Below are 23021 nucleotides of genomic sequence, written 5' to 3'. Positions count from 1 at the left end.
ATCGTGACAGGCGGCACCGACAACGAGCCTCCCCCGAGCGAGGGAGACGGTCTCCGCCGGCGGGGGAGGACGGGACGGGCGGACAGCGGACACGCTGACCCCATGACCAGCATCGACGTCCAAGACCTCACCAAGGAGTACGGCAGCAAGCGCGCCGTGGACCACCTCACCTTCCGTGTGCTCCCCGGCCGCGTCACCGGCTTCCTCGGGCCCAACGGCGCCGGCAAGTCCACCACCATGCGGCTCGTACTGGGCCTGGACCGGCCCACCTCCGGCACCGCCGTCGTCGGTGGCCGGCCCTACGCATCCCTCCATGAACCCCTGCGCCACGTGGGCGCCTTGCTCGACGCGCAGGCCCCGCACGGATCACGTACCGCGCGCGATCACCTGCGGGCGCTCGCGGCGAGCAACCGCATCCCGGAGCGCCGCGTCGACGAGGTGCTGGAGGAGACCGGAATCGCGTCGGTCGCGCGGGACCGGGTGAAGTCGTACTCCCTGGGCATGCGCCAGCGGCTGGGCATCGCGGCCGCGCTGCTGGGCGATCCGCCCGTCGTGCTGCTCGACGAACCGTCCAACGGGCTCGACCCCGAAGGCATCATCTGGATCCGCGAACTGCTGCGCCGGCTGGCCCGCGAGGGACGCACCGTCCTCGTCTCCAGCCATCTCATGAACGAGACCGCGTCCTTCGCCGACCACCTCGTCGTCCTCGGCCGGGGCCGCCTGCTCGCCGACATCCCGATGCGGGAGTTCATCCACGCGCGCGTGCAGCCGCGCGTCCGGGTGCGCACCACGGACGGCGCCGCACTGAGCGGCCTGCTGGCCGACCGCGGGATCGAGGCGGTCGAGGCCGAGGACGGACGCTGGACCGTCCTCGACGCGCGCGTGGAGGACATCGGGCGCCTCACGTCGGCCGCGGGCGTGCCGATCCTCGAACTCGCCGCGGAGGAAGGGACGTTGGAGCAGGCCTATCTCGATCTGACGTCCGCCGAGACCGAGTTCAGCGGAATGCCGACCCCGCTCAGGCCGCAGGAGGCACGCTCATGACGTTCGCACCCGTACTCCGCTCGGAGTGGATCAAGATCCGTACGCTGCGGTCACTCGTCGCCGCGCTGATCGCCGTCCTCCTCCTCACCGCGGCCTTCTCGGCGCTCGCCGGGGTCGACGACTCGGCGGACAGCGACTTCGACCCGTTGTTCACGGCGTTCTTCGGCGTCAGCTTCGGGCAGATCGCCGCCATCGCCTTCGGTGCGCAGGCCGTCTCGGCCGAGTTCCAGGCCGGTGCGCTGCGGGTCACGCTCGCCGCGGTACCGCACCGCGGACGGTGGTTCACGGCCAAGGCGGTCGCCATCGCCGTACCGACGCTGGTCGTCGGTCTGTTCACCGGAGCGGCCGGCCTGGTGATCAGCAAGGCGGTCCTCGGAGCCAGGTGGAGCGGGGTGACCTGGGGCGAGGGGTTGCGCGCCGCCGTGGGATGCGGTGTCTACCTCGCGCTCATGGCGCTGTTCGCGGCCGGGCTGACCGCGCTGCTGCGCAGTGGGGTCGCGACGCTGAGCATCCTGGTCCCCTTCCTGCTCATCGTCTCCTTCGTGGTCGGCGGCGTGTCGGGCAGCGCGGCCGACTTCCTGCCGGACAAGGCGGGCCAGGTGGTGCTGCACGAGACCTGGGACGGCTCACTGGGACCGTGGACGGGCCTGGCCGTGACCGCGGCCTGGGCGGCAGCGGCCCTGTTGGCCGGGGCGTGGAGCGTACGGCGCCGCGACGCCTGACCTGCTGACGGCCCGCCAATTGTCAGTCCCGGCCGGTTTACTGGACGGCATGACCATCGCACGGCAACTGGCCACGATCGACCGGCTGTGCTCCGAGGGCTTCCCGGCGGAGCAGGGCCGGTCGTCCGCCGGGTTCGGAGGCCCCGGCTATCACATAGCGGAGCTGGCGACGAGCGAGGAGTTCTGGGACGACGACGGCACGGCCCGGGAGGAGACGGAGGAGCAGTTCGAGGCCGACCGGGACGGTCTGTCGGAGCGGCTCGCCCACCGCTGGGGAGTCCCGCGGCGGTTCAGCCTGTCGAGCGTCTTCGACCGGACCGCGGCCGGTGAGGGCATACCCGAACCCTGGGCCACCCTGAGCGCCCATGTGCCCGACGTGCATCTCTGGAGGCCGGACGGCCACGCCCGCTGGGTGGCCCTCGGCGTCTCCCAGTGGGACCGGGAGCTGCCCTTCCAACTCCTGGCCGTGGTCACGGAGACCGACCCGCCTTAGCCCTTGTTGTCACATCCCGTCTGCCGTGCGGACGACGGGAGTTCGACGACGGAGACTGACGACAGAGACCAGGGATTGTCCGGCGGACCATGCCGTAGCTCGCGGGGTGCGATGCGCGCCGCTCAGCCCTGTTTCCGGCCACCGTGGGGACGGAACCGCACGATCCGCCGGCCAGGCCCTAGCGGTCGTCCTCGGCGGCCACCCGCAGCCGCGCGAACTCCTCCGCCATCGTCGCTGCCGTCCAATGCGCGTTGAGCCCGCTGGGGTTGGGCAGTACCCACACCCGGCTGTCCCCGATCGACCGTTCCTGCGGGCCGACTTGGGCCTTGCGGTCACCGAAGGCCGCTCGGTAGGCGGTCACGCCCACCACGGCCAGCCGGCGCGGACGCAGCCGCTGCACCTTGGCGGCGAGCAGCTCACCGCCTTGCCGGTACTCCTCCGCGGTCAGCTCGTCGGCCCGCGCGGTCGCCCGTGCCACCACGTTCGTGATGCCGAGCCCGTACGAGAGCAACTCGCCCTGCTCCGAGGGCTTCAGCAGACGTGGCGTGAACCCGGACAGGTGCAGTACGGGCCAGAAGCGATTGCCGGGCCGGGCGAAGTGGTGTCCGGTGGCCGCGGTCATCAGGCCGGGGTTGATACCGCAGAACAGGACGTGGAGGCCGTCCGCGACGACATCCGGCACGAGCCGGTCGCGAGCGGCCTCCAGGTCCGCGGCGGTCAACCGCGTCAGAGGATCGCCCCCGGCGTGTAGGTCGCGGCGACCGGGTGCTGCTTCATGATCTCCTCGATACGGCCGACGACCGTGGCGACCTGGTCGGCGGCGGCGCCCGTGAACGACAGCTTGTCGGCCATCAGCGCGTCGAGCTGCGCACGGTCGAGCGGGATGCGCTCGTCCGCGGCGAGCTTGTCGAGGAGCTCGTTGCGCTCGGCACCCTGCTCGCGCATGGCGAGGGCCGAGGCGACGGCGTTCTCCTTGATCGCCTCGTGCGCGACCTCGCGGCCCACACCGGCCCGCACCGCGCCCATCAGGACCTTCGTGGTCGCGAGGAAGGGCAGGTAGCGGTCCAGCTCGCGCGCGACGACGGCCGGGAAGGCGCCGAACTCGTCCAGGACGGTCAGGAACGTCTCCAGCAGACCGTCGAGCGCGAAGAACGCGTCCGGCAGTGCGACCCGGCGCACCACCGAGCACGACACGTCGCCCTCGTTCCACTGGTCGCCCGCCAGCTCGCCCGTCATCGAGGCATAGCCCCGCAGGATCACCATCAGGCCGTTCACGCGCTCGCAGGAGCGGGTGTTCATCTTGTGCGGCATCGCCGAGGAACCGACCTGCCCCGGCTTGAAGCCCTCCGTCACCAGCTCGTGCCCGGCCATCAGCCGGATCGTCTTGGCCAGCGAGGACGGAGCGGCGGCCAGCTGCACCAGCGCGGTCACGACCTCGTAGTCCAGCGAGCGGGGGTAGACCTGGCCGACGGAGGTGAAGGCCTGTGAGAACCCGAGGTGCTGGGCGATCCGCCGCTCCAGGTCCGCGAGCTTCGCCGTGTCCCCGCCGAGCAGGTCGAGCATGTCCTGCGCCGTACCGACCGGGCCCTTGATGCCGCGCAGCGGGTAGCGGGCGAGCAGCTCCTCGACCCGGCCGTACGCCACGAGCAGTTCGTCGGCGGCGGTCGCGAAGCGCTTGCCGAGCGTGGTGGCCTGCGCGGCGACGTTGTGCGAGCGACCGGCCATGACCAGCTCGCCGTACTCGCCCGCGAGCTTGCCCAGACGGGCGAGCACGGCCACCGTACGGTCGCGCACGAGCTCCAGCGAGAGCCGGATCTGCAGCTGCTCGACGTTTTCCGTGAGGTCCCGGGAGGTCATGCCCTTGTGGACGTGCTCGTGCCCGGCGAGGTCGTTGAACTCCTCGATCCGCGCCTTGACGTCGTGGCGCGTGACCTTCTCGCGCTCCGCGATCGAGGCCAGGTCGACCTGGTCGAGCACCCGCTCGTAGTCGGCGATCGCCGCGTCCGGCACCTCGATCCCGAGGTCCTTCTGGGCCCGCAGCACGGCGAGCCAGAGCTGACGCTCCAGCTTCACCTTCTGCTCGGGAGACCAGAGCATGGCAAGCTCGGTCGAGGCGTAGCGTCCGGCGAGGACGTTCGGGATACGGGGCTTTGCAGGCGCGGCAGTCACGTGTACGGATTCTACTGGCGATTCCTGCAGGCCAGCGCCGCGGGCTCGTTTGTCGGAAGCTACGAGTCCGACGCGGACGCGTCCGCGATCCCGGCCAGGATGTCGGCGTGGCACAGTTCGGGGGCGCACCAGCAGGCCAGCGTCCTGCCGCGCAGGCCGGGCACCTGCGCGAGCAGATCGGGCCGCTGGAGGAGATACGCCCGGTACTTGGCCATCACCTCGGCGCGGGTGCCGTCCCGCTTCCTGGTCGCGGTGTCGTACGCGAAGGGGTTGTACAGCGCGTGCTGCGGGAGGTCCCAGTGGCCCATGGTCCAGCGGCGGCCGACGTACACGAGCTCGGCCGGGGCGTGCTCCAGCCGCGGCCCGAAGTCATGGATACGGCCCTTGAGGTTGATCACTGAGGTACGCACACGGTCTCCCTGCGATGCCGGCGACGAACGACGCACCTGGTCGGCACGCGATGCCGGTGACGGACAAGGCACCCAGTCGGCACGCGAGGCCGGTGACCGACAACGCACCCAGCCGGCACGCGACGCCGGGCACCCCTCGATCCTGCCGCGTTCCTACTCCACCGGCCCGTCGTAGGGCAGCAGGTCCGGCCGCTTGGCCGGGAGACCGTCCCCCGAGGAGCGGCCCGTCAGACGGCGTCCGATCCACGGCAGCAGGTGCTGCCGGGCGAAACGGGCGTCCGCCGTGCGGCGGGCCACCCAGCCGGGCGGAGGCGCGGCCGGCATGGGCGTGTGCCAGTCGGCGTCCTCGGGGTCGTAGCCGAGCGTCTGCCACACCGCCTCCGCGACCCGGCGGTGCCCCTCGGACGACAGATGCAGCCGGTCCACGTCCCAGATGCGGGGGTCGGCGAGCGAAGGCGCCCCGTACAGGTCGACGACGAGCGCGCCGTGCCGGGCCGCGAGGTCGTCGACGCACACGAACAGCTCCTCCATGCGCGGCCGGAACCGTTCGAGCACCGGACCGTTGCGGCCCGGGCTGCGCATGAGCACGAGCTGCTTGCAGGAGGGAGCGAGTCCCTCCACGGCCTCCTCCAGGAGGCCGCGCACCCGGCCCATGTCGCACTTGGGCCGCAGCGTGTCGTTGAGCCCGCCGACCAGCGTGATCACATCGGGCTTCATCGCGGCGGCCAGAGGCACCTGCTCGTCGACGATCTGCTGGATCAGCTTGCCGCGCACGGCCAGATTGGCGTACCGGAAACCGGGCGTCAGGGCGGCCATCCGAGCCGCGAGGAGGTCGGCCCAGCCGCGGTAGGAACCGTCGGGCAGGAGGTCCGACATGCCCTCGGTGAAGGAGTCGCCGACCGCGACAAGACTGGTGTAAGTGGCATTCGTCTGCATGGCGAAAGCGATGGTAACGCGATCCCATACCCGTCGGTCGGTGGGGCCACCCCGCCCGGGGCGGCGCCCTCCGGCATCACGCCGCCCCACCAGACGCTGCACCCGGCGCCGCCCGCCGAACTCCCGGCAGCACGCCGCCCTCAGCGTGAGGCCCCCCCCAGGGCGTCACGCCGCCTCACCCGAGGCGCCCCACGGCATCACGCCGCCTCACCGAAGGCGCCCCCAACGCGTCACACCGGCTGCCCGAACAGCTCCCGCAGTACGTCCTCCATGGTCACCACGCCCGAGAGCCGGCCGTCCTCTCCCAGGACGGCCGCCAGATGCGTACGGCTCCTGCGCATGGCCGTCAGCACGTCGTCCAGCGGGGTGTCCTCCCGGACCCGCGCGATGGACCGCATGTCCTTGACCTGGAACGGCAGGTTGCGCGGCATCGCGTCCAGCGCGTCCTTGACGTGCAGATAGCCGACGATCCGCAGTGCGTCGTCCACCACGGGGAAGCGGGAGAACCCGGACTCGGCGGACAGCTGCTCCAGCTGCTCGGGGGTGACCCCCACGCGCGCGTAGACCACGCGTTCCAGCGGGAGCACGACATCGCGCACCGGTCGGCGGCCGAGCTCCAGGGCGTCGTGGAGCCGTTCCTGGGCGCGGTTGTCGATGAGGCCGGCGTCGCTGGAGTCCTTGACCAGCCGGGCCAGTTCGTCGTCCGAGAACGTCGCCGTGACCTCGCCCTTGGCCTCCACTCTGAGCAGCTTCAGCAGCGCGTTGGCGAAGGCGTTCACCGAGAAGATCACCGGGCGGAGGCCCCGGGCCAGCGCGACCAGGGGCGGGCCCAGCAGCAGCGCCGTGCGCACCGGCTCCGCCAGCGCGACGTTCTTGGGGACCATTTCGCCGAGCAGCATGTGCAGATACGTTGCGGCGGTCAGTGCGATCACGAACGAGACCACGTGGCCCGCGCCCTCGGGCACCCCCACGGCATGGAACACGGGCTCCAGCAGATGCGCGATGGCGGGCTCGGCCACCACACCGAGAACCAGCGTGCACAGGGTGATGCCGAGCTGCGCGGCAGCCAGCAGTGCGGACACGTGCTCCAGGCCCCACAGCACGCTGCGCGCCCGCCGGTCGCCCTCCTCGGCGTACGGCTCGATCTGGCTGCGGCGCACCGAGATCAGGGCGAATTCGCCCCCCACGAAGAAGGCGTTGACCACCAGCGTGGCGAGACCGATCAACAGTTGTACGACGGTCATCGTTCCCCCTCCTTCGCCTGGGCTACGGCGTCGGGCGCGTGCAGCCGCACGCGTGCCGCCCGGCGCCCGGATGCGTCCGTCACGTCGAGCCGCCAGCCGGCCACCTCGACGGTGTCGCCGACCTCCGGAATGCGGCCCAGCTCGTTCGCGATCAGCCCGGCGAGGGTCTCGTAGGGCCCGTCGGGCACCCGCAGGCCGACCCGCGCGAGATGGTCGGTACGGGCCGAACCGTCGGCCGAGTACAGCGTGCGGCCTTCGTCGTCCGTGCCGGCCGGTGCCAGATCGGGGGTCTCGTGCGGGTCGTGCTCGTCCCGCACCTCGCCGACGACCTCCTCGACGATGTCCTCCAGCGTGGCGACTCCTGCGGTGCCGCCGTACTCGTCGATGACCACGGCCATCGTCCGTTTCCCGGCCAGCCGGTCCAGCAGGCGGTCGACGGTCAGCGACTCCGGTACGAAAAGGGGTTCGCGCATGATCTGCGAGACGGCGGTACGGGCCCGGCGCGCGGCGGGCACGGTCAGCACGTCCTTGATGTGCACGACGCCGACGACCGAGTCGAGACCGCCGCGGTAGACCGGGAACCGGGACAGGCCGGTCGCCCGCGTCGCGTTCGCCACGTCCTCGCAGGTCGCCTGGAGGTCGAGCGCGACGACCTGGACGCGCGGTGTCATCACGTTCTCCGCGGTCAGGTCGGCGAGGTTCAGGGTGCGGACGAACAGCTCGGCGGTGTCGGGCTCCAGCGCGCCCTCCTTGGCCGAGTGCCGGGCGAGGGCCACCAGTTCCTTGGGCCCGCGCGCGGAGGCCAGCTCCTCGGCGGGCTCGATGCCGAAGCGCCGCACCAGGCGGTTCGCGGTGTTGTTCAGATGGGTGATGAACGGGCGGAACGCGGCGCTGAACCAGCGCTGCGGATTCGCCACCCGTTTGGCGACGGCGAGCGGTGACGAGATCGCCCAGTTCTTGGGCACCAGCTCTCCGACGACCATCAGGACGAGGGTCGACAGGGCCGTACCGAGCACCAGCGCGACGGACGCCGAGGCGGAGTGCGGCACGCCGATGGACTCCAGCGGGCCGGCGATGAGCTTGGCGATGGACGGCTCGGCGAGCATGCCGACGACCAGGTTGGTCACCGTGATGCCGAGCTGGGCGCCGGACAGCTGGAAGGTCAGATTGCGTACGGCCTTGAGAGCGCCGGCCGCGCCTCGCTCGCCGCGCTCCACGGCGCGCTGCAGCTCACCGCGCTCGATCGTGGTCAGCGAGAACTCCGCCGCGACGAAGGCGCCACAGGCCAGGGAGAGCAGAATCGCCACCCCGAGGAGGAGCACTTCGGTCATCGGGTCACCTCCGTCCCATGATCGGCCAGGGGAGAGGGGACCGCGCGATGTCGGACTCCGGGAGGACGGTGGTGCCGGGTACTGGGAGGCTCGCCCATGGGCGGACGTTCACACCTTTCCATGCGGGGGACGTCTGATCCCTCCATGGTAAAGGATCAGCAAAGTCGCTCGGTCAGGCTGTCAGCGGTTTCACCCACCGACGCCACTGCTCCTCGGCCATGTACCCCGCGGCCCGCCAGGCATGGTGCGCCGTCGCGTTGTGCTCCAGGACCATCGCGTCACCCCGGCGCCCGCCGAGCCGGGTGAACCGCTCCTCGGCGGCGGCCAGCAGCGCCGAGCCGATGCCGAGCCGCCGTCGCTGCGGGTGGACCGCCAGCCGGTACAGATGGCAGCGCCAGCCGTCGAAGCCCGCGATGACCGTGCCGACCAGTTCTCCCTCGTGCTCGGCGAGGATCAGCGCCTCGGGATCGCGGGCCACCAGCCGCGCCACGCCGTCCCGGTCGTCGCTGATGCTCGTCCCCTCGGCAGCCGTCTTCCAGAAGGCCAGGACGGAATCCAGGTCCTCGGGCGTCGCGGCCCGTATCCGTAGATCAGTCATGCCGCGATCCCATCACGGGCGGTCACCGGCGAGACGGGAATTCCACGATCCGGACCGGCGCGCGCGGAGTCGCTCACTCGTGCGCGATGGCCGCCAGGACATTCATGCGCGAGGCGCGCAAGGCGGGCAGCAGCGCCGCGACGATGCCCACGATCGCCGACCCCACCACGACCGCGACGATGGTGGTCCAGGGAATCGCGAGTGCCGTCATGCCCTGCAGGGCGAGCACCTGCTGCACGCACAGACCCCAGATGAGGCCCAGCGCCAGGCCGAGGACCGCGCCGAACACGGCGATCACCACCGACTCCAGCCGGATCATCCGGCGCAGTTGCCGCCGGCCGAGCCCGATCGCGCGCAGCAGCCCGATCTCGCGGGTGCGCTCCACCACCGACAGCGCGAGGGTGTTCACCACGCCGAGTACCGCGATGACGATGGCGAGCCCGAGCAACGCGTAGACGAGGTAGAGCAGTACGGCGATCTGATCGTGGATCAGCTTCTTGTAGTCGGCGAGGTTGCGCACCTGCACCTGCGGATAGGGGTCGAGCGTCTTCTCCAGCCCCGCACGCAACTGGCCGGAGTCGGTGCCCGGCGCCGCGTTCACGTACAGCGCGGAGTCCTGCCCGCCGGGCACGTACTTCTCCATGGTCGGGAAGCCGAAGTACAGCCCGCCCTGCGTCCCGAAGCCGTCGGAGCCCTCCTGGTCGGTGAGCGCGGCGACCTTGAGCTCGGCCGTGCGGCCCGCGGGGAACTCGACGGGGACCGTGCTGCCGATCCGTACGCCGTGGTCCTTGGCGAAGTCCGCGTCCATGGCCATGGCGCCGTCGGCGAGCGCGGCCGCCGTGTCGCCCTGGGTGTAGGTGATGTGGGCGACGTCGTCGAGCCGTGGCTCGTAGCCCGCCGCGGTCGTCTCGACCCGCTTGCCGTCCGGCAGCCGGACCGCGACGGCCGAGAACCGCTGCCGTACGACGAGACCGGTGCCGTCCGTGGCCTTCACCTTCTCCGTGATCTCCTGCGGGAAGGGCATGAAGTTGCTGTTCTGCACCACGTAGTCGGCACCCAGCGTCTTGTCGATCTGCTGGTCGAACGACTTGGACATGGACGCGCTCGCCACCGACATGCCGCCGACCAGCGCCAGGCCGACCATCAGGGCGGCGGCGGTGGCCCCGGTACGGCGGGGGTTGCGCAGCGCGTTGCGCTGGCTCATTCGCCCGACGGAGCCGAAGAGGGCCGGGAAGGCCGCGCCGAGCACCCGGATCACGGGGCGCACCAGCAGCGGGCCGGCGATCACGGTCGCCAGGAGCGTGAGGACGACGCCGAGGCCCAGCAGCGAGGCCGCCGAGGCCGTCTTCGTCGCGGTCGCACACCCGACGAGCGCGGCGGCTCCGGCTACGCCGACGACCGATCCCACGACGGCCCGGGTCTTCAACGGCCGTCCCACACCGGCGATTTCGGCGTCCGCCAGCGCCGCCATCGGCGAGACGGTCGCCGCGCGCCGGGCGGGGAGATACGCCGCGACGAACGTGACGCCCACGCCGACGACGTACGCCGAGACGGGTGTCACCCACCCGATCACCATCTCGGTGGACTTCAGGTTCATGCCGAACAGGCCCATGAGCTCGATCAGCCCGGCCGCGAGTCCGATCCCCGCGGCGAGACCGAGGGTCGAGCCGACCACGCCGAGGAGGACCGCCTCGATGAGCACGGACCGGCGCACCTGGCGACGGTCGGCGCCGAGCGCGCGCAACAGCCCCAGTTCGCGGGTGCGTTGGGCGATGAGCATCGAGAAGGTGTTGACGATCAGGAAGATGCCCACGAGCACCGCGATCCCGGCGAAGCCGAGCATGACGTACTTGATCACGTCGAGGAATCCGCCGAGTTGGTCCGCCGCCGACTCGGCCTGTTCGTCCGCGGTCTTCAAGTCGTATGCGCGCGTGCCGAGTTCGGCGGCGATGCGCTGCTTGAGCTGGGCGTCGCTCACGCCCTGCGCGGCCGTCACGGAGATGCCGGTGGCCAGCCCGGGCTTGCCCAGCAGCTTGGTCTGGGCGGTGGGCGTGTCCAGGAAGACCAGCGCGGCACCCGGGTTGGTGGTGGTGAAGGTGGCGATCCCGACGACCCGCACCTTGAACGACCCGGGCTGCGCGAGCACGGACAGCGTGTCGCCGATCTTCACGTGCTTGTTCTTCGCGGTGTCCGCGTCGAGCAGTGCCTCGCCGCCGCCCTCGGGCGCGTGCCCGGAGGTGAGCTTCACCGGGCTGCGGTCGGTCACGTACCAGTCGGTGGCGATCGTGGGGGCGCCCGTGGTCGGCCCCACGGACTCGTTCCTGCGGTCGACGACCGTGATGTTCTCGACGGACACGTCGCCGTGCGTGCTTGCCACGCCGTCGATCCTCGCCACCCGGTCGGCGAGCGAGGCGGGCACGGTCTGCGTCTCCCCGGACGGAATCTGGGAGTTGAGATCGTTCCGGGGCGCCACGGTCACATCGGCCGACGTCGAGGCGAAGAGCCGGTCGAACGTACGGGTCACCGTGTCCGAGAAGATCAGGCTGCCCGCGACGAACGCCACGGACAGGACGACGGCCAGCGCCGAGAGCAGCAGCCGTCCCTTGTGCGCGAGAAAGCTCCGCAGTGTCGCCTTGAGCACGCCGCCTCAGTCCTTGTCGAGGGTGTCGGGGGTTACGTCGTCGGACCCGCCGCCGGGAGGTTCGTCACCGGCGCCGGGCGGTGCCTCGCCGGAGCGGCCGCTCGCCTTCGTGTCGCCGGTGTCGCCCCGCGCTGCCGCGGCCCCGGAGCCGCCCTCCCCGTCGAAGGTCGCCCGGACCGAGTCGAAACGCTTCAGGCGCTCCAGGACCGCCTCCGCCGTCGGCCGCGCCATCTCGTCCACGATCCGTCCGTCCCCGAGGAACAGCACCAGGTCGGAGTGGGCGGCGGCACCCGGATCGTGGGTGACCATGACGACCGTCTGGCCGAGGTGGTCGACGGCCTCGCGCAGAAAGCCGAGGACTTCGAGCCCGGCGCGGGAGTCGAGGTTGCCGGTCGGCTCGTCCGCGAAAATCAGCTCGGGCCGGGAGGCGAGCGCCCGGGCGCAGGCGACCCGCTGCTGCTGCCCGCCGGACAGCTCCGCCGGCCGGTGCTTCAGCCGGTCGCGCAGGCCCAGTGTGTCGATGACCTGGTCCAGCCACTTCTGATCGGGCTTCTGCCCGGCGATGTCCATGGGCAGCGTGATGTTCTCGACCGCGTTCAACGTCGGGATCAGGTTGAAGGACTGGAACATGAAGCCGATCCGGTCCCGCCGCAGCCGGGTCAGATCGCGGTCCTTCAGTCCGGTGATCTCGGTGTCCCCGAGCCACACCTGTCCGGCCGACACGTTGTCGAGCCCCGCCAGACAGTGCATGAGCGTGGACTTCCCCGAGCCCGAGGGGCCCATGACGGCGGTGAACCGGCCGCGCGCGATGTCCACGTCGACCGAGTCGAGCGCGAGCACGGCCGTCTCGCCGGAGCCGTACGCCTTGGTCAGTCCGCGTGCCCGGGCCGCGACCCCGTCGGCGTCCGCCAGGCCGACGGGATGCTCCGCAGCAGATGTGGACAAGGCCGCCTCCTTGGTCGTGGACGTCCGGATCGCTCCGGCCGAGGTTAGTGTGACCGGGGGCACACCCGGTATCCCCCCTAGGTCCCAGGCCCTCTCCGCCCCAGGTCCTGCTCCCAACACTCATGTAAGGGGCACTCTCCACCCGAGGGACGAGTCGGTGCCCCTTGCCATAGCTAGCACTCCGGCGCTAGCTTCGTGGTATGGCCAAAACCCAGCTGAACGTGCGGGTGGACGAGGGCACCGCCCGCGCCGCCCGCGAACGTGCCCTGGAGCGTGGCATGAGCGTGAACCGCTACATCGAAGAGCTGGTCCGGCAGGACACCGGGGAAGCGGGCCACACCTTCGTGGAGGCCGCCGCCGACTTCATGAAGCAGTACGAGACCGTCTTCGCCGAGGAGTTCGGCTCGGACCGCGAGGGCAAGCGCGAAGGTCGTCGTTGATCCGTTGAGTGACTTCAGAATCGACCTCGCCTGGCTGCTCATGATCGCCGAACAGAAGACACCCGGAGATCCCCAGGTCACGGACTGGGGAGCCCTCGTCGCCGCCGTCAGCCGGCACGAGGCGGAGATCTTCGACATCCCCGTCTACGACAGTCCGCACGCGCGCGCCGCCGCACTGCTCCAACTCCTGCTGCACGTCCCGGCGTTGGAGCGCTCCAACGCGCTGTTCGCCTCCGCCGTCGCGTACGCCTATCTCATCGCCAGCGGCGTCAAGGTCGTCACCTCGGCCGAGCAGGTGCGCGACCTCGCGCGTCTGGTGAAGAGCGGCGAGGCCACGGTCCACGACATCGCGCGCGAACTGCGCCGGTGGGGCCTATGAGGGCTCCGGGCCCTTGAGCCCGGGGCGCCAGGCGCTGCCCAGCACGCAGTAGGACGTGGGCAGCCGCGGCCCCGTCTCGGGCATCAGCAGCCGCCGGTACGGGCCCAGTTCGAACCCGGCGTCGCGCAGCGCGGCGACCGGGTCCCGGGAGAGATGGCAGCCGCCGTTGAGCGGCGGCCAGAGCGTACGGTCCAGCGCCCGCTGGGTGAAGGCCATCGCGCGCCCGCCCCCGCTGCCGTGCTCGAAGAACCGCACGGTCCCGCCGGGACGCAGCACGCGTCGCAGCTCGGCGAGCGCACGCGGCACATCTCGCACACTGCACAGGACCAGGGAGAGCACGGCGGCGTCGAAGGCCTCGCTCTTGACGGGCAGCGCCTCCGCCGCGCCCGGCACCACGTCGACGGGCACGTCCGAACGCACGGCGGCCTCCACCGCCAACTGCCGCAGCAGCCGTTCCGGTTCGATCGCCACGACCTCGGAGACGGCGCTCGGATAGTGCGCGAAGTTCAGGCCGTTGCCCGCGCCGATCTCGATGACCCGCCCGGACAGACCGCTGAGCAGCCGGTCACGTACCGGTCCCATGCCCATCCGCGTCTCCGCGGTCACACTGAGCCGGGCGTAGTAGCGGGCGAACAGCGGATGGTGCACGGCGTCCCGCGGCACCTTGGCCGAGTTCCCGGACCGTAGCGGCATGACGGGCCTCTCGTGGAGGACGGGCATTACCGCGATTGTCCCCCGTGCGCGGCCTGCGCACCCCTGCTGAGCGGTGCGGAAGGTGCCGGGCCGGAACCCGGAGCGCTGCGTTCGCACGCCTGTTCGTGGAGCCGCGGCCGGTGAGCACGCCGGTGTGCGTGGTGCCTCACGTGCGTCCTCACCGCCGGCGCGGGCCCGCTCGCGCGTCGAGCGATTGCGCGGCGACCCCTTCTCAGCTCCCCATGCTCAGCTCTCGGCCCTCACCGGCACGCCAGGGGGAGCCTCCCGAGCCGTGAACGCCTCGGCGTCCCACGTCCCGCCCAGCCGGGGCGCCAGCCAACTCGGCGCCCGTACCGCGAAGTCGGCGAGGGCCGGGGCACCCTGCGGCACCGCGCCGAGCAGCGGTGCGCCGGCCACCGCGGGAAGATCCGCGAGGTTGCAACGTGAGGCGAGATCGGGGCAGTCGGGCCAGCTTCCGATGACCACCCCCCTGAAGTCGAGCCCGCGGCGCCGGAGTTCGATGGCGGTGAGTTCCGTCGTGTTCAGGGTGCCCAGGCCCGCCGACGCCACGACCAGGACCGGTGCGTCGAGGTGCTGGGCCACGTCCGCCAGCGTGCCGCCCGCATCGTCGAAACGTACGAGCAGTCCGCCCGCGCCCTCGACCAGGACCAGGTCGTGCTCGGTGGCCAGCTTGGCCGCCGCGTCCGCCACCTCCTGCGGCCGCACGGGCGCCAGGCCGGCCCGCAGGGCAGCGGTCGCGGGCGCCAGCGGCTCGGGAAACCGGGCGAGTTCGAGGGTGGTCACCGGGCCCGCGAGCCGGGCCACCTCATCGGCGTCACCACGCTCGTCCGGCCGTACACCCGTCTGGGCGGGCTTGAGCACGGCCACCGAGCGCCCGGCCGCGAGGGCCGTCGCGGCGACGGCGGCGGTCGTGACCGTCTTGCCGACCTCCGTGCCCGTCCCCGTGATCACCAGTACCGGCATGTCACCTCTCCCGTGGTCGTCCGAACCGGCATGTCACCCTTCCTCCGCCGCCGCGCACACCGCGCGTCCGATCCGGGCCAGATCCGCGTCGCCGGTGACGTACGGCGGCATCGTGTAGACGAGGTCGCGGAACGGGCGCAGCCACACGCCCTCACGCACCGCCGCCGCGGTGGCCGCCTCCATGTTGACCTCGTGGTCGAGCTGGACGACGCCGATCGCGCCGAGCACGCGGACCTCCTGGACCCCCGCAAGCCGGGAAGCCGGGGCCAGGCCCTCCCGCAGGCCCGCCTCGATGCGCTTGACCTCGGTCGCCCAGTCCTGGCCGAGCAGCAGGTCGATCGAGGCGAGGGCCACGGCCGCCGCCAGCGGATTGCCCATGAAGGTGGGCCCGTGGGCCAGCACCGGGACCTCGCCGCGCGAGATGCCATCGGCGACTCGTGAAGTGCACAGGGTCGCCGCCAGCGTCATATAGCCGCCGGTCAGCGCCTTGCCCACGCACATCACGTCCGGCGTGACGCCCGCGTGCTCCGCCGCGAACAGCGCGCCCGTACGCCCGAATCCGCTCGCGATCTCGTCGAAGACGAGCAGCACGTCGTGCGCGTCGCACGCCTCGCGCAGCACGCGCAGATACGCGGGGGAGTGGAACCGCATCCCGCCCGCCCCCTGCACCACGGGCTCCACGATCACCGCGGCCAGCTCGTCGGCGTGCCGCTCGATCAGCTCGCGCAGCTCGTCCGCGTACGACTCCTCGTACTCGGCCGGCGGCGGTCCCGCGAACACCTGGCGCTGGAGCACGCCCTGCCACAGCCCGTGCATCCCGCCCTCGGGGTCGCACACCGACATCGGCTGCCAGGTGTCCCCGTGGTAGCCGCCGCGCCAGGTCAGCAGCCGCTGCTTGCCCGGACGGCCGAGTGAACGCCAGTGCTGGAGACACATCTTGACGGCGACCTCGACCGACACCGACCCGGAGTCGGCGAGGAAGACATGCTCCAGGCCCTCGGGCGAGATGTCGACAAGGCGCTTCGCCAGCCGTACGGCGGGTTCGTGGGTGAGCCCGCCGAACATCACATGGCTCATGCGCTCCAGCTGGGAGTGCACCGCGTCGTTCAGGACCGGGTGGTTGTAGCCGTGGATCGCCGACCACCACGAGGACATGCCGTCGATCAACTCGCCCGAGCCGTCGGCCATCCGCAGCCGAACTCCGCTCGCCGACTCCACGACGAGCGGCTCCTGCCGGCCCGGCATCGGACCGTACGGATGCCACACATGGCGTCGGTCGAGGTCGAGCAGCTCGCGCACGGACAGGTCAGGCATTGGGCGCGAGTTCCGTTCCGGCGCCGCGACGGCGTACGGCGACCAGATCCGTACGCGCCTCGTTCACCTGCGGCGCGGCGGCGGACCCGCAGACCCCACCGCCCTCGTGGGAGCAGCCCGCCCCCTCGTGCGATCCGCACCCGGCGTCTTCGCCGGACCCGCATCCCGCGCTCGCGTGCGAGCCGCAGCCGGCGCCCGCCGGCACCCGGTGCTCCGGAAGCGTCACCTCGCCCGCGCCCTCCACCTCGAACCCGGCGTCCGCGATCATGTCCAGGTCCGTCTTGCCGGCCTGGCCCTCACTCGTGAGGTAGTCGCCGAGGAAGATCGAGTTGGCCAGGTGCAGCGCCAGCGGCTGCATGCTGCGCAGATGGACCTCGCGGCCGCCGGCGATGCGGACCTCGACGTCCGGGCAGACGAACCGGACCATCGCCAGGATCCGCAGACACCGCTGAGGCGTCAGGTTCCACTCCTTGGCGAGCGGCGTGCCCTCGAAGGGGATCAGGAAGTTCACCGGGACCGAGTCGGGGTCGAGCGCGCGGAGCGCGTGGACGACGTCCACCAGGTCCTCGTCGCTCTCGCCCATGCCCGCGATCAGACCGGAGCAGGCGGACAGGCCGGCCGCGTGCGCCTTCTGGACCGTGTCCACCCGGTCGGCGTACGTGTGCGTGGTCGTGATGTCCCCGTACGTCCCCTCGGACGTGTTCAGGTTGTGGTTGTACGCGTCCGCGCCCGCGTCGCGCAGCCGCTCGGCCTGGCCGTCGGAGAGCAGGCCGAGGCAGGCGCACACCTCGACGGCCTCGTTCTGGTCCTTGATCGCCTTGATGGTGTCCGAGACCCGGTCGACGTCACGGTCCGTCGGACCGCGCCCGCTCGCTACGAGACAGACCCGCTTGGCGCCCCCGGCCAGCCCCGCCGCCGCGGCCTGCGAGGCCTCGTCGGGCTTGAGCCAGGTGTACTTCAGGATCTCGGCCTTCGACCCCAGCCGCTGCGAACAGTACGAGCAGTCCTCGGGGCACAGGCCCGACTTGAGGTTGACCAGATAGTTGAGTTTCACCCGCCGGCCGAACCAGTGCCGGCGTACCTTGCCGGCCGCCGCCACCACATCGAGCAGGTCGTCGTCGGAGGTGGCCAGCACGGCCAGCGCTTCGTCCCGGCTCGGCAGTTCGCGCCGCAGCCCCTTGTCCACCAGCGTGTTCAGCAGGTCCATGAGGCACGATCCTGGCCTATGCGGCGGCTCCGGGCCAAGGAGAGATTGCACAACAGAGACGGTTCGAGGTGTGGGTATTGCCACATCCTGGGTGCCCGGCCGGACGGCTAGGGTCTGTGCACTGCCTACAAAACGACACCAGGGCCCGGAGGCGCCAGCATGGCCGGATCGCCGTTCTCGTGGATCGACGAGCAGGCGCACCAGCGGCGCCGGGCCGGCCTGGTCCGCACGCTGCGCCCGCGCCCCGCCGACTCCCCGCTGCTGGATCTCGCGAGCAACGACTACCTCGGTCTCACCCGGCACCCGGAGATCACCGGGGCGGCCGCGGAGGCCGCGCACCGCTGGGGAGGCGGCGCCACCGGCTCGCGGCTCGTCACCGGCACCACGGAACTGCACGGCGAACTCGAACGCGAGCTCGCCGACTTCTGCGGCTTCGAGTCCGCGCTGGTCTTCTCCTCCGGATACGCCGCCAACCTCGCCGCGGTCACCGCGCTCGCGCCGCACGGCTCCCTGGTCGTCTCCGACGCGGGCAACCACGCGTCGCTGATCGACGGGTGCCGGCTGGCCCGTGGGACGACGCAGGTCGTGGCGCACGCCGATCCGGACGCCGTCCGCAAGGCGCTGGGCACCCACGAGGGACCCGCGATCGCCGTGTCCGACACGGTCTTCTCGGTGGACGGGGACGCGGCGCCACTGGCCGGACTCGCCGCGGCCTGCCGTGAGTACGGCGCTGGACTCGTCGTCGACGACGCGCACGGGCTCGGGGTGCTCGGCGACGGCGGACGGGGTGCCGCGCAGGCGGCGGGTCTCGCGGGCGCCCCCGACACCGTCGTGACGGTCACGCTCTCCAAGTCGCTCGGCAGCCAGGGCGGCGCGGTTCTCGGCCCCGCACCGGTCATCGACCACCTGGTCAACGCGGCCCGGACGTTCATCTTCGACACCGGTCTCGCCCCCGCCGCGGCGGGGGCGGCCCTCGCGGCGCTGCGCCTGCTGCGCCGCGAGCCGGAGCGCGCGTCACGGGCCCGGGAAGTGGCGACGGCCCTGCACACCCGCCTGACGGCCGAGGGCCTGGAGGCGGTACGACCGGACGCCGCTGTCGTCTCCGTGCGGGCGCCGTCCCCCGAGCGGGCCGTCCGGTGGGCGGCCGACTGCCGTACGGCGGGACTCGCCGTCGGCTGCTTCCGGCCGCCCTCCGTGCCCGACGGTATCTCCCGGCTGCGGCTGACCGCCCGCGCGGATCTCACCGACGGGCAGATCGACCACGCCGTACGCGTGATCAGCCGTACGAGGTGAACGGTTCGAAGGGCTCGGGGGTCAGCTCAGAGCGGCGATGAAACCCTCCCAGGCGGCGGGGCCGAAGAGCAGGGCGGGTCCTGTCTTGTTCTTCGAGTCGCGGACGGCGACCAGTCCGGCCCCTGGGCCCGGTCCTGGTCGCGCGGTCTCGACACAGTTGTTCATTCCGGTGCTGCGGCTGCTGCGCAGCCAGTGCACGCCGTGCAGAGAAGTACTGGAAGCTACGTACCGAGGCATTGCGGACATGGTGCCTCCTTACGCGCCGTCACGTATCGCGGCGATGTAGTCCAACGAGTCCTTGGGCGAAAGGGCGTGGAACTGAAGGGCGTTGAAGGCCTCGCTGTAGGCCTGGAGGTCTTCTTTCCGTTCGAGGTAGAGGCTACTCGTCATGTGGTCAAGAACAACAACGTCCAGATCAGTTGTGTTCGGAAATGAGAAGATAACGAAAGGCCCGCTGATGCCGATATGCGCGCCGGCGGCGAACGGCAGCACCTGAAGTCGCACGTGAGGAAGGTGTGCCGCCGCCAGCAGACGCGCCAGCTGCCGTTCCATCACCTCGCGCCCGCCGACCGTCCGGCGCAGCACCGCCTCGTCCAGTACGGCGGTCAGTTCCAGCGGCGGATTCGAACGCAGCACGTCCTGCCGGGCCAGCCGTACTTCGACCAGCGCGTCCAACTTGCGCTCCTCCAGGCCGTCGACGGCGGCCCGGGTCACCGCACGGGCGTACTCACGCGTCTGCAACAGACCCGGCACTACTGAGGTCTCCAGCGTGCGCATTCCGCTGGCCTGGGACTCCAGACTGATGAAGTCGCGGTACGTGGGCGGCAGTACACCGCGGTAGGCGTGCCACCAGTGATGGCGGCCGTTTCCCTCGGAGCCGGCCAACCCGACCAGTAACTCGCGCAGTTCGGGGTCCGCCACCCGGTACGCGTCGAGCAGCAGGCAGACGTCGGCCGGCTTCACTCCGCTGATGCCGGTCTCGATACGGCTCACCTTGGACTGGTGCCAGCCGACCAGGCGGGCCGCCTCACCACTGGTGAGGCCCGCCGCGGCGCGCAGACCGCGCAGCTCGGCGCCGAGCTTGCGGCGCCGCACCGCTGGACCGTGTTGCATGGCCGTCTCCTTCCGCCCGGCACGCGGCCGTCACGGCGACGGTAGAGGATGAGCAGGGAGCCCGCCCAAATACGGTCGGTCGTCGGAGAGTTCACCGCTTCGAGCGACAGATATATGCATATCTCCGTGGATCGCCACCCGTGACGCCCCTAGTGATGGCAATCTGGCGCGAAGCACCAAGTCCGGGACCGTACTCGAACCATCCGCTCCGTGTTGTCGGACTCCGGTCCCGTGGGAAAGGGACGACGTCGCCATGGCAGATCACCAGGAAGCATCCGTCACTCTGCCGAGCGATCCCGCCTCGGTCTCCGCGGCCCGAAAATACGTCGCCACCGTGCTGGCCGAGTGGGGCCTGCCGGGCGACACGGAAATCGCCGACACCGTGCGCCTGATCGTGTCCGAACTCGCCACCAACGCCGTCCAGCACACGCTCGGGCAGTCGCCCACCTTCACGGTGGACCTCTGTCTCGACCGTGACGAGCACCTGCGCATCGGGGTCACCGACAGCCATCCGCGCTTCCCGAAACGTTTGCCCGCGGCCGTTCAGCAGGACAACGGGCGGGGCCTGGTCATCATCCGCTGGCTGACCGCCGAGTGCGGAGGCAAGCTGACCGTCCGGCCCACCCGTGAGGGCGGCAAGACGGTCGCGATCCAACTGCCGTGGTCGCTCCCCGCGGAGCCGGTGACGGCGGGCCAGCAGGAGCCTTGACACCGCGGCCGACCGACGAGGGCCCGAGTGCGGGTACGTCCCCTACGGGTGTGCTGCGGCGGCTCGGGACCGGAAGCACGGGAAGGGCCGGACGCCAGGACCGGCCGGACCGCAACGGCGCTTCCGTACGCCCGTATGGGTGACGCGACGTCTCTCGCGTGACCGGTGAGGTCGCGGGCGGCGGGCGCAGGGGCTCGTTCCTCGCCCTGCGGGCGCTGGGTGCCCCTGGGGGAGGGCCTGGTCGCCGTGAGGCGGCGTCAGCCCTCCGGGGGCGACGGCACGGGCCGCCACCCCCGGACGCGGATCAGCCGACCCGGCCGTACCAGACGCTCTTCGTCCAGATCTTCTGGAGCTTCACGACCTCTCCGGTCTTCGGGGAGTGCCAGATCCGTCCCTTCCCGGCGTAGATGCCGACGTGGTACACGTTCCGGCCCGAGTGGAAGAACACGAGGTCTCCGGCCTTGCGGTGCGAGGCCGAGACATGGTGAGTCTTGTTGTACTGCGCCGCGGCCGTACGAGGCAGCTTCTTGCCCGCCTTCTTGTACGAGTAGAGCGTGAGCCCGGAGCAGTCGAAGCGACGCGGTCCCGTGGCTCCGTACTTGTACGGGGAGCCCTTCTTGGATGCCGCGATCTGAAGTGCCTTCGTCGCAGGTGTGGCCGCTGCGGCGTCGGATGCGACGCCCGGAACCACGAGGCTGCCGCCCACGGCGGCGATGGTGAGAGCCGAGGCCGTACCGGCCCTGGTCCACAGCGACGGGACACGATTGAGCGCAGTCATGCGCAACCCTTCGTCAGCCGCCTGTGAAGGATGACCTGTCGGATTCGGGCTGGCGAAGTTGCCCGGCCGCTGCTGCGGCTTCACCCCAAGGGCTGCTCGGAACGACTGTTCCGGCGACCCGTCGTGCTTGGGTCCTCCACTCCTGCCGATCCACTCCTGTCGACCGGTCATCCGCGCGGCGGCAGGACTCGGCGTCCGCCCGGATCGCCCCGCCGCTTTGGCGGGGGCTTGTCGTCGGAAGGGATCTTCACCCATGGATGTCTGAAAAACCGAACGGAACCGGGGATTTGTGGGGTTACTCACCACTCACCCGTTCGGGTGGACACCCCCCATTTCGAACGGGGGTTGGGGGTGCCGACCATGCCCGCACCTGCGGCGGAATGCCTCATTCCGCCCGAGCTATACGCGCGTTGCGCAAGTCGTGGGGGCCCTTGAAGGGGGGCGTGTCTACGCCATTGGGGGGTACACCGTTTGGTGCGTTTGTGTCCTGGTCCGGACACCTCGCCGGGCGCTCGTGCGCGGCCGGCGAGGGTGTGGGCGCGTCAGATCTCCGCGTCGGGCGGCACGGTGACGCGAGCGGCCCGGCGTTCGCCGTCCAGAACTCGCAGGGCGCGCGCCAGGGTCGGCGCGTGCACCTCGCTCTCGCCGCGCTGGTGCATCAGGGTGAGCGCGTCGCGGAGTGCCGTCGCCTTGCTCACCAGCGCCTGGGCGGCCCGCAGTCCGCGGTAGGTGTCCCCGGGGCGGGCGGGGTTGATCCGGCCGAGCAGGTCGACCACGTCGAGGTAACGGTCGATCAACTCGGCCTCGGCGCGCGTCAGTGCGGGCAGCGGGGGCAATTCGGGTGGGAGCATCGGCAGTTCACCTCTCGCCGGGCGCGGTGCGCGAGTCCTTGCGGCTCGCGATGATGCGGTCCACCAGTCCGTACGCCACCGCCGCCGGCGCGTCCAGAATCCTGTCCCGCTCGATGTCCGCGGCGACCCGCTCGGGACTCTGCCCCGTGTGCCGCGCGAGCATCTCCTCCAGCATTGTGCGGCTGCGGACCAACTCCTCGGCCTGGATGGCCAGATCGCTCGCCTGACCCTGGATCGGTTCGTGGATCGAGGGCTGGTGGAGGAGGACGCGCGCACCCGGCAGTACGGAGCGTTTGCCCGGCGTGCCCCCGGCCAGCACCACGGCCGCGGCCGACGCGGCCTGGCCCAGACAGACCGTCTCCACGTCGCAGGTGACGAACTGCATCGTGTCGTAGATCGCCGTCATCGCACTCAGCGAGCCGCCTGGGGAGTTGATGTACAGCGAGATGTCCCGGTCCGGGGCCAGATATTCGAGGTGCATGAACTGGGCCGTCACGTCGTTCGCCGACGTGTCGTCGATCGGTGTCCCGAGGAACACGATCCGCTCGTCGAGAAGCTTCGAGTACGGATCCAGCGCCCGGTGTCCCGCCGCGGTGCGTTCGGTGAACTCGGGCAGGACATAGCGGGCGGACGGGCTGTCCATGGCGCACGCCTCCTTGATCGACTGGTCGACATCTGTAAAAAATGTACAGGACGTACGTTAGCCGTCGGAGGGTACTCGCTGACA

Annotated in this window: 25 protein-coding genes and 1 riboswitch; of the genes, 7 read left to right on the top strand and 18 right to left on the bottom strand. The window is 71.1% G+C overall.

All coding sequences use genetic code 11. From position 1 onward, the window contains the following. Positions 1 to 102 precede the first annotated feature (102 nt). The 3 genes from ACFWM2_RS10995 to ACFWM2_RS10985 are packed head-to-tail and all read left to right on the top strand — an operon-like array spanning position 103 to position 2259. Complete coding sequence (locus tag ACFWM2_RS10995; RefSeq protein WP_383276139.1) at positions 103 to 1044, top strand: ATP-binding cassette domain-containing protein; 942 nt, start codon at positions 103 to 105, stop codon at positions 1042 to 1044. Continuing rightward, a complete protein-coding gene (locus ACFWM2_RS10990; protein WP_383276136.1) occupies positions 1041 to 1766 on the top strand; it encodes an ABC transporter permease in 726 nt (241 codons plus the stop codon). Before ACFWM2_RS10995 ends, ACFWM2_RS10990 begins: the two co-directional genes overlap by 4 nt. Before the next feature lie 49 nt (positions 1767 to 1815). After that, positions 1816 to 2259, top strand: coding sequence for a hypothetical protein (locus ACFWM2_RS10985; RefSeq protein ID WP_383276133.1), 444 nt, complete (start codon positions 1816 to 1818; stop codon positions 2257 to 2259). 178 nt (positions 2260 to 2437) lie between these two features. Here the strand turns inward: ACFWM2_RS10985 and mug are convergent, their stop codons facing one another. The 9 genes from mug to ACFWM2_RS10940 all read right to left on the bottom strand — a co-directional run bounded on the left by mug (position 2438) and on the right by ACFWM2_RS10940 (position 12533). Continuing rightward, positions 2438 to 2941, bottom strand: a complete 504-nt coding sequence (gene mug / locus ACFWM2_RS10980) for a G/U mismatch-specific DNA glycosylase (protein ID WP_383276521.1) — start codon at positions 2939 to 2941, stop codon at positions 2438 to 2440. Positions 2942 to 2985: 44 nt separating this feature from the next. Further along, the gene (gene purB, locus ACFWM2_RS10975; protein WP_383276130.1) at positions 2986 to 4428 is read right to left on the bottom strand and encodes an adenylosuccinate lyase; all 1443 of its coding nucleotides are present in this window, start codon (positions 4426 to 4428) and stop codon (positions 2986 to 2988) included. A 59-nt stretch (positions 4429 to 4487) separates the two neighbouring features. After that, positions 4488 to 4838: a DUF4326 domain-containing protein gene (locus ACFWM2_RS10970; protein WP_383276127.1), complete on the bottom strand. Its 351-nt coding sequence runs from the start codon at positions 4836 to 4838 to the stop codon at positions 4488 to 4490. A 153-nt stretch (positions 4839 to 4991) separates the two neighbouring features. Next, positions 4992 to 5774 carry an SGNH/GDSL hydrolase family protein gene (locus tag ACFWM2_RS10965; protein WP_383276124.1) on the bottom strand — a complete coding sequence of 261 codons (783 nt, stop codon included), beginning with the start codon at positions 5772 to 5774 and terminating at the stop codon, positions 4992 to 4994. 230 nt (positions 5775 to 6004) lie between these two features. Then, on the bottom strand, positions 6005 to 7018 hold the full coding sequence (locus ACFWM2_RS10960; protein WP_383276121.1) for a hemolysin family protein: 1014 nt from the start codon (positions 7016 to 7018) through the stop codon (positions 6005 to 6007). Then, a complete protein-coding gene (locus tag ACFWM2_RS10955) occupies positions 7015 to 8349 on the bottom strand; it encodes a hemolysin family protein (RefSeq protein ID WP_383276118.1) in 1335 nt (444 codons plus the stop codon). The genes ACFWM2_RS10960 and ACFWM2_RS10955 overlap by 4 nt, the downstream gene beginning before the upstream one ends. Before the next feature lie 172 nt (positions 8350 to 8521). After that, positions 8522 to 8947 carry a GNAT family N-acetyltransferase gene (locus ACFWM2_RS10950; RefSeq protein ID WP_383276115.1) on the bottom strand — a complete coding sequence of 142 codons (426 nt, stop codon included), beginning with the start codon at positions 8945 to 8947 and terminating at the stop codon, positions 8522 to 8524. Between the two features lie 73 nt (positions 8948 to 9020). Next, the gene (locus ACFWM2_RS10945; protein ID WP_383276112.1) at positions 9021 to 11588 is read right to left on the bottom strand and encodes an ABC transporter permease; all 2568 of its coding nucleotides are present in this window, start codon (positions 11586 to 11588) and stop codon (positions 9021 to 9023) included. 6 nt (positions 11589 to 11594) lie between these two features. Further along, on the bottom strand, positions 11595 to 12533 hold the full coding sequence (locus ACFWM2_RS10940; RefSeq protein ID WP_383276109.1) for an ABC transporter ATP-binding protein: 939 nt from the start codon (positions 12531 to 12533) through the stop codon (positions 11595 to 11597). Between the two features lie 200 nt (positions 12534 to 12733). On the opposite strand from ACFWM2_RS10940, the gene ACFWM2_RS10935 reads away from it, so the two are divergent. Both ACFWM2_RS10935 and ACFWM2_RS10930 read left to right on the top strand, forming a co-directional pair. Further along, positions 12734 to 12973 carry a toxin-antitoxin system HicB family antitoxin gene (locus ACFWM2_RS10935; RefSeq protein ID WP_383276106.1) on the top strand — a complete coding sequence of 80 codons (240 nt, stop codon included), beginning with the start codon at positions 12734 to 12736 and terminating at the stop codon, positions 12971 to 12973. Between the two features lie 4 nt (positions 12974 to 12977). After that, positions 12978 to 13352 carry a fic family toxin-antitoxin system, toxin component gene (locus tag ACFWM2_RS10930; RefSeq protein WP_383276103.1) on the top strand — a complete coding sequence of 125 codons (375 nt, stop codon included), beginning with the start codon at positions 12978 to 12980 and terminating at the stop codon, positions 13350 to 13352. On the opposite strand, the gene ACFWM2_RS10925 is transcribed toward ACFWM2_RS10930, so the two are convergent. The 4 genes from ACFWM2_RS10925 to bioB all read right to left on the bottom strand — a co-directional run bounded on the left by ACFWM2_RS10925 (position 13347) and on the right by bioB (position 17550). After that, the gene (locus ACFWM2_RS10925; protein ID WP_383276518.1) at positions 13347 to 14045 is read right to left on the bottom strand and encodes a class I SAM-dependent methyltransferase; all 699 of its coding nucleotides are present in this window, start codon (positions 14043 to 14045) and stop codon (positions 13347 to 13349) included. The genes ACFWM2_RS10930 and ACFWM2_RS10925 overlap by 6 nt on opposite strands. A gap of 246 nt (positions 14046 to 14291) precedes the next feature. Next, positions 14292 to 15029, bottom strand: coding sequence for a dethiobiotin synthase (gene bioD, locus ACFWM2_RS10920; protein WP_383276100.1), 738 nt, complete (start codon positions 15027 to 15029; stop codon positions 14292 to 14294). A gap of 33 nt (positions 15030 to 15062) precedes the next feature. Further along, positions 15063 to 16343 carry an adenosylmethionine--8-amino-7-oxononanoate transaminase gene (locus ACFWM2_RS10915; protein ID WP_383276097.1) on the bottom strand — a complete coding sequence of 427 codons (1281 nt, stop codon included), beginning with the start codon at positions 16341 to 16343 and terminating at the stop codon, positions 15063 to 15065. Beyond that, entirely contained in the window at positions 16336 to 17550 is a 1215-nt protein-coding gene (gene bioB / locus ACFWM2_RS10910; RefSeq protein ID WP_383276094.1) for a biotin synthase BioB, read from the bottom strand. Before bioB ends, ACFWM2_RS10915 begins: the two co-directional genes overlap by 8 nt. Before the next feature lie 159 nt (positions 17551 to 17709). On the opposite strand from bioB, the gene ACFWM2_RS10905 reads away from it, so the two are divergent. Continuing rightward, positions 17710 to 18843, top strand: coding sequence for an 8-amino-7-oxononanoate synthase (locus tag ACFWM2_RS10905; RefSeq protein WP_383276091.1), 1134 nt, complete (start codon positions 17710 to 17712; stop codon positions 18841 to 18843). 21 nt (positions 18844 to 18864) lie between these two features. On the opposite strand, the gene ACFWM2_RS10900 is transcribed toward ACFWM2_RS10905, so the two are convergent. Beyond that, positions 18865 to 19089, bottom strand: a complete 225-nt coding sequence (locus tag ACFWM2_RS10900) for a DUF397 domain-containing protein (protein WP_383276088.1) — start codon at positions 19087 to 19089, stop codon at positions 18865 to 18867. 9 nt (positions 19090 to 19098) lie between these two features. Next, positions 19099 to 19956: a helix-turn-helix domain-containing protein gene (locus tag ACFWM2_RS10895; protein ID WP_383276085.1), complete on the bottom strand. Its 858-nt coding sequence runs from the start codon at positions 19954 to 19956 to the stop codon at positions 19099 to 19101. Positions 19957 to 20209: 253 nt separating this feature from the next. Here ACFWM2_RS10895 and ACFWM2_RS10890 point away from each other — a divergent pair, with 253 nt between their 5' ends. Then, positions 20210 to 20665: an ATP-binding protein gene (locus tag ACFWM2_RS10890; protein ID WP_383276082.1), complete on the top strand. Its 456-nt coding sequence runs from the start codon at positions 20210 to 20212 to the stop codon at positions 20663 to 20665. A gap of 304 nt (positions 20666 to 20969) precedes the next feature. Here ACFWM2_RS10890 and ACFWM2_RS10885 read toward each other — a convergent pair whose 3' ends face one another. From ACFWM2_RS10885 to ACFWM2_RS10875, 3 genes are all read right to left on the bottom strand, one after another. Further along, a complete protein-coding gene (locus ACFWM2_RS10885; RefSeq protein ID WP_383276079.1) occupies positions 20970 to 21443 on the bottom strand; it encodes a C40 family peptidase in 474 nt (157 codons plus the stop codon). A gap of 3 nt (positions 21444 to 21446) precedes the next feature. After that, positions 21447 to 21647: riboswitch (cyclic di-AMP (ydaO/yuaA leader) on the bottom strand. Between the two features lie 338 nt (positions 21648 to 21985). Next, the gene (locus ACFWM2_RS10880; protein WP_383276076.1) at positions 21986 to 22294 is read right to left on the bottom strand and encodes a hypothetical protein; all 309 of its coding nucleotides are present in this window, start codon (positions 22292 to 22294) and stop codon (positions 21986 to 21988) included. A gap of 7 nt (positions 22295 to 22301) precedes the next feature. Beyond that, complete coding sequence (locus ACFWM2_RS10875; protein WP_383276074.1) at positions 22302 to 22937, bottom strand: ATP-dependent Clp protease proteolytic subunit; 636 nt, start codon at positions 22935 to 22937, stop codon at positions 22302 to 22304. Positions 22938 to 23021 lie beyond the last annotated feature (84 nt).

It is taken from the genome of Streptomyces sp. NPDC058371, from assembly GCF_042723265.1.
Classification (GTDB): domain Bacteria; phylum Actinomycetota; class Actinomycetes; order Streptomycetales; family Streptomycetaceae; genus Streptomyces.
Note: the sequence above shows the minus strand (reverse complement) of the source record. Positions and strands in the feature narration are given on the sequence as shown.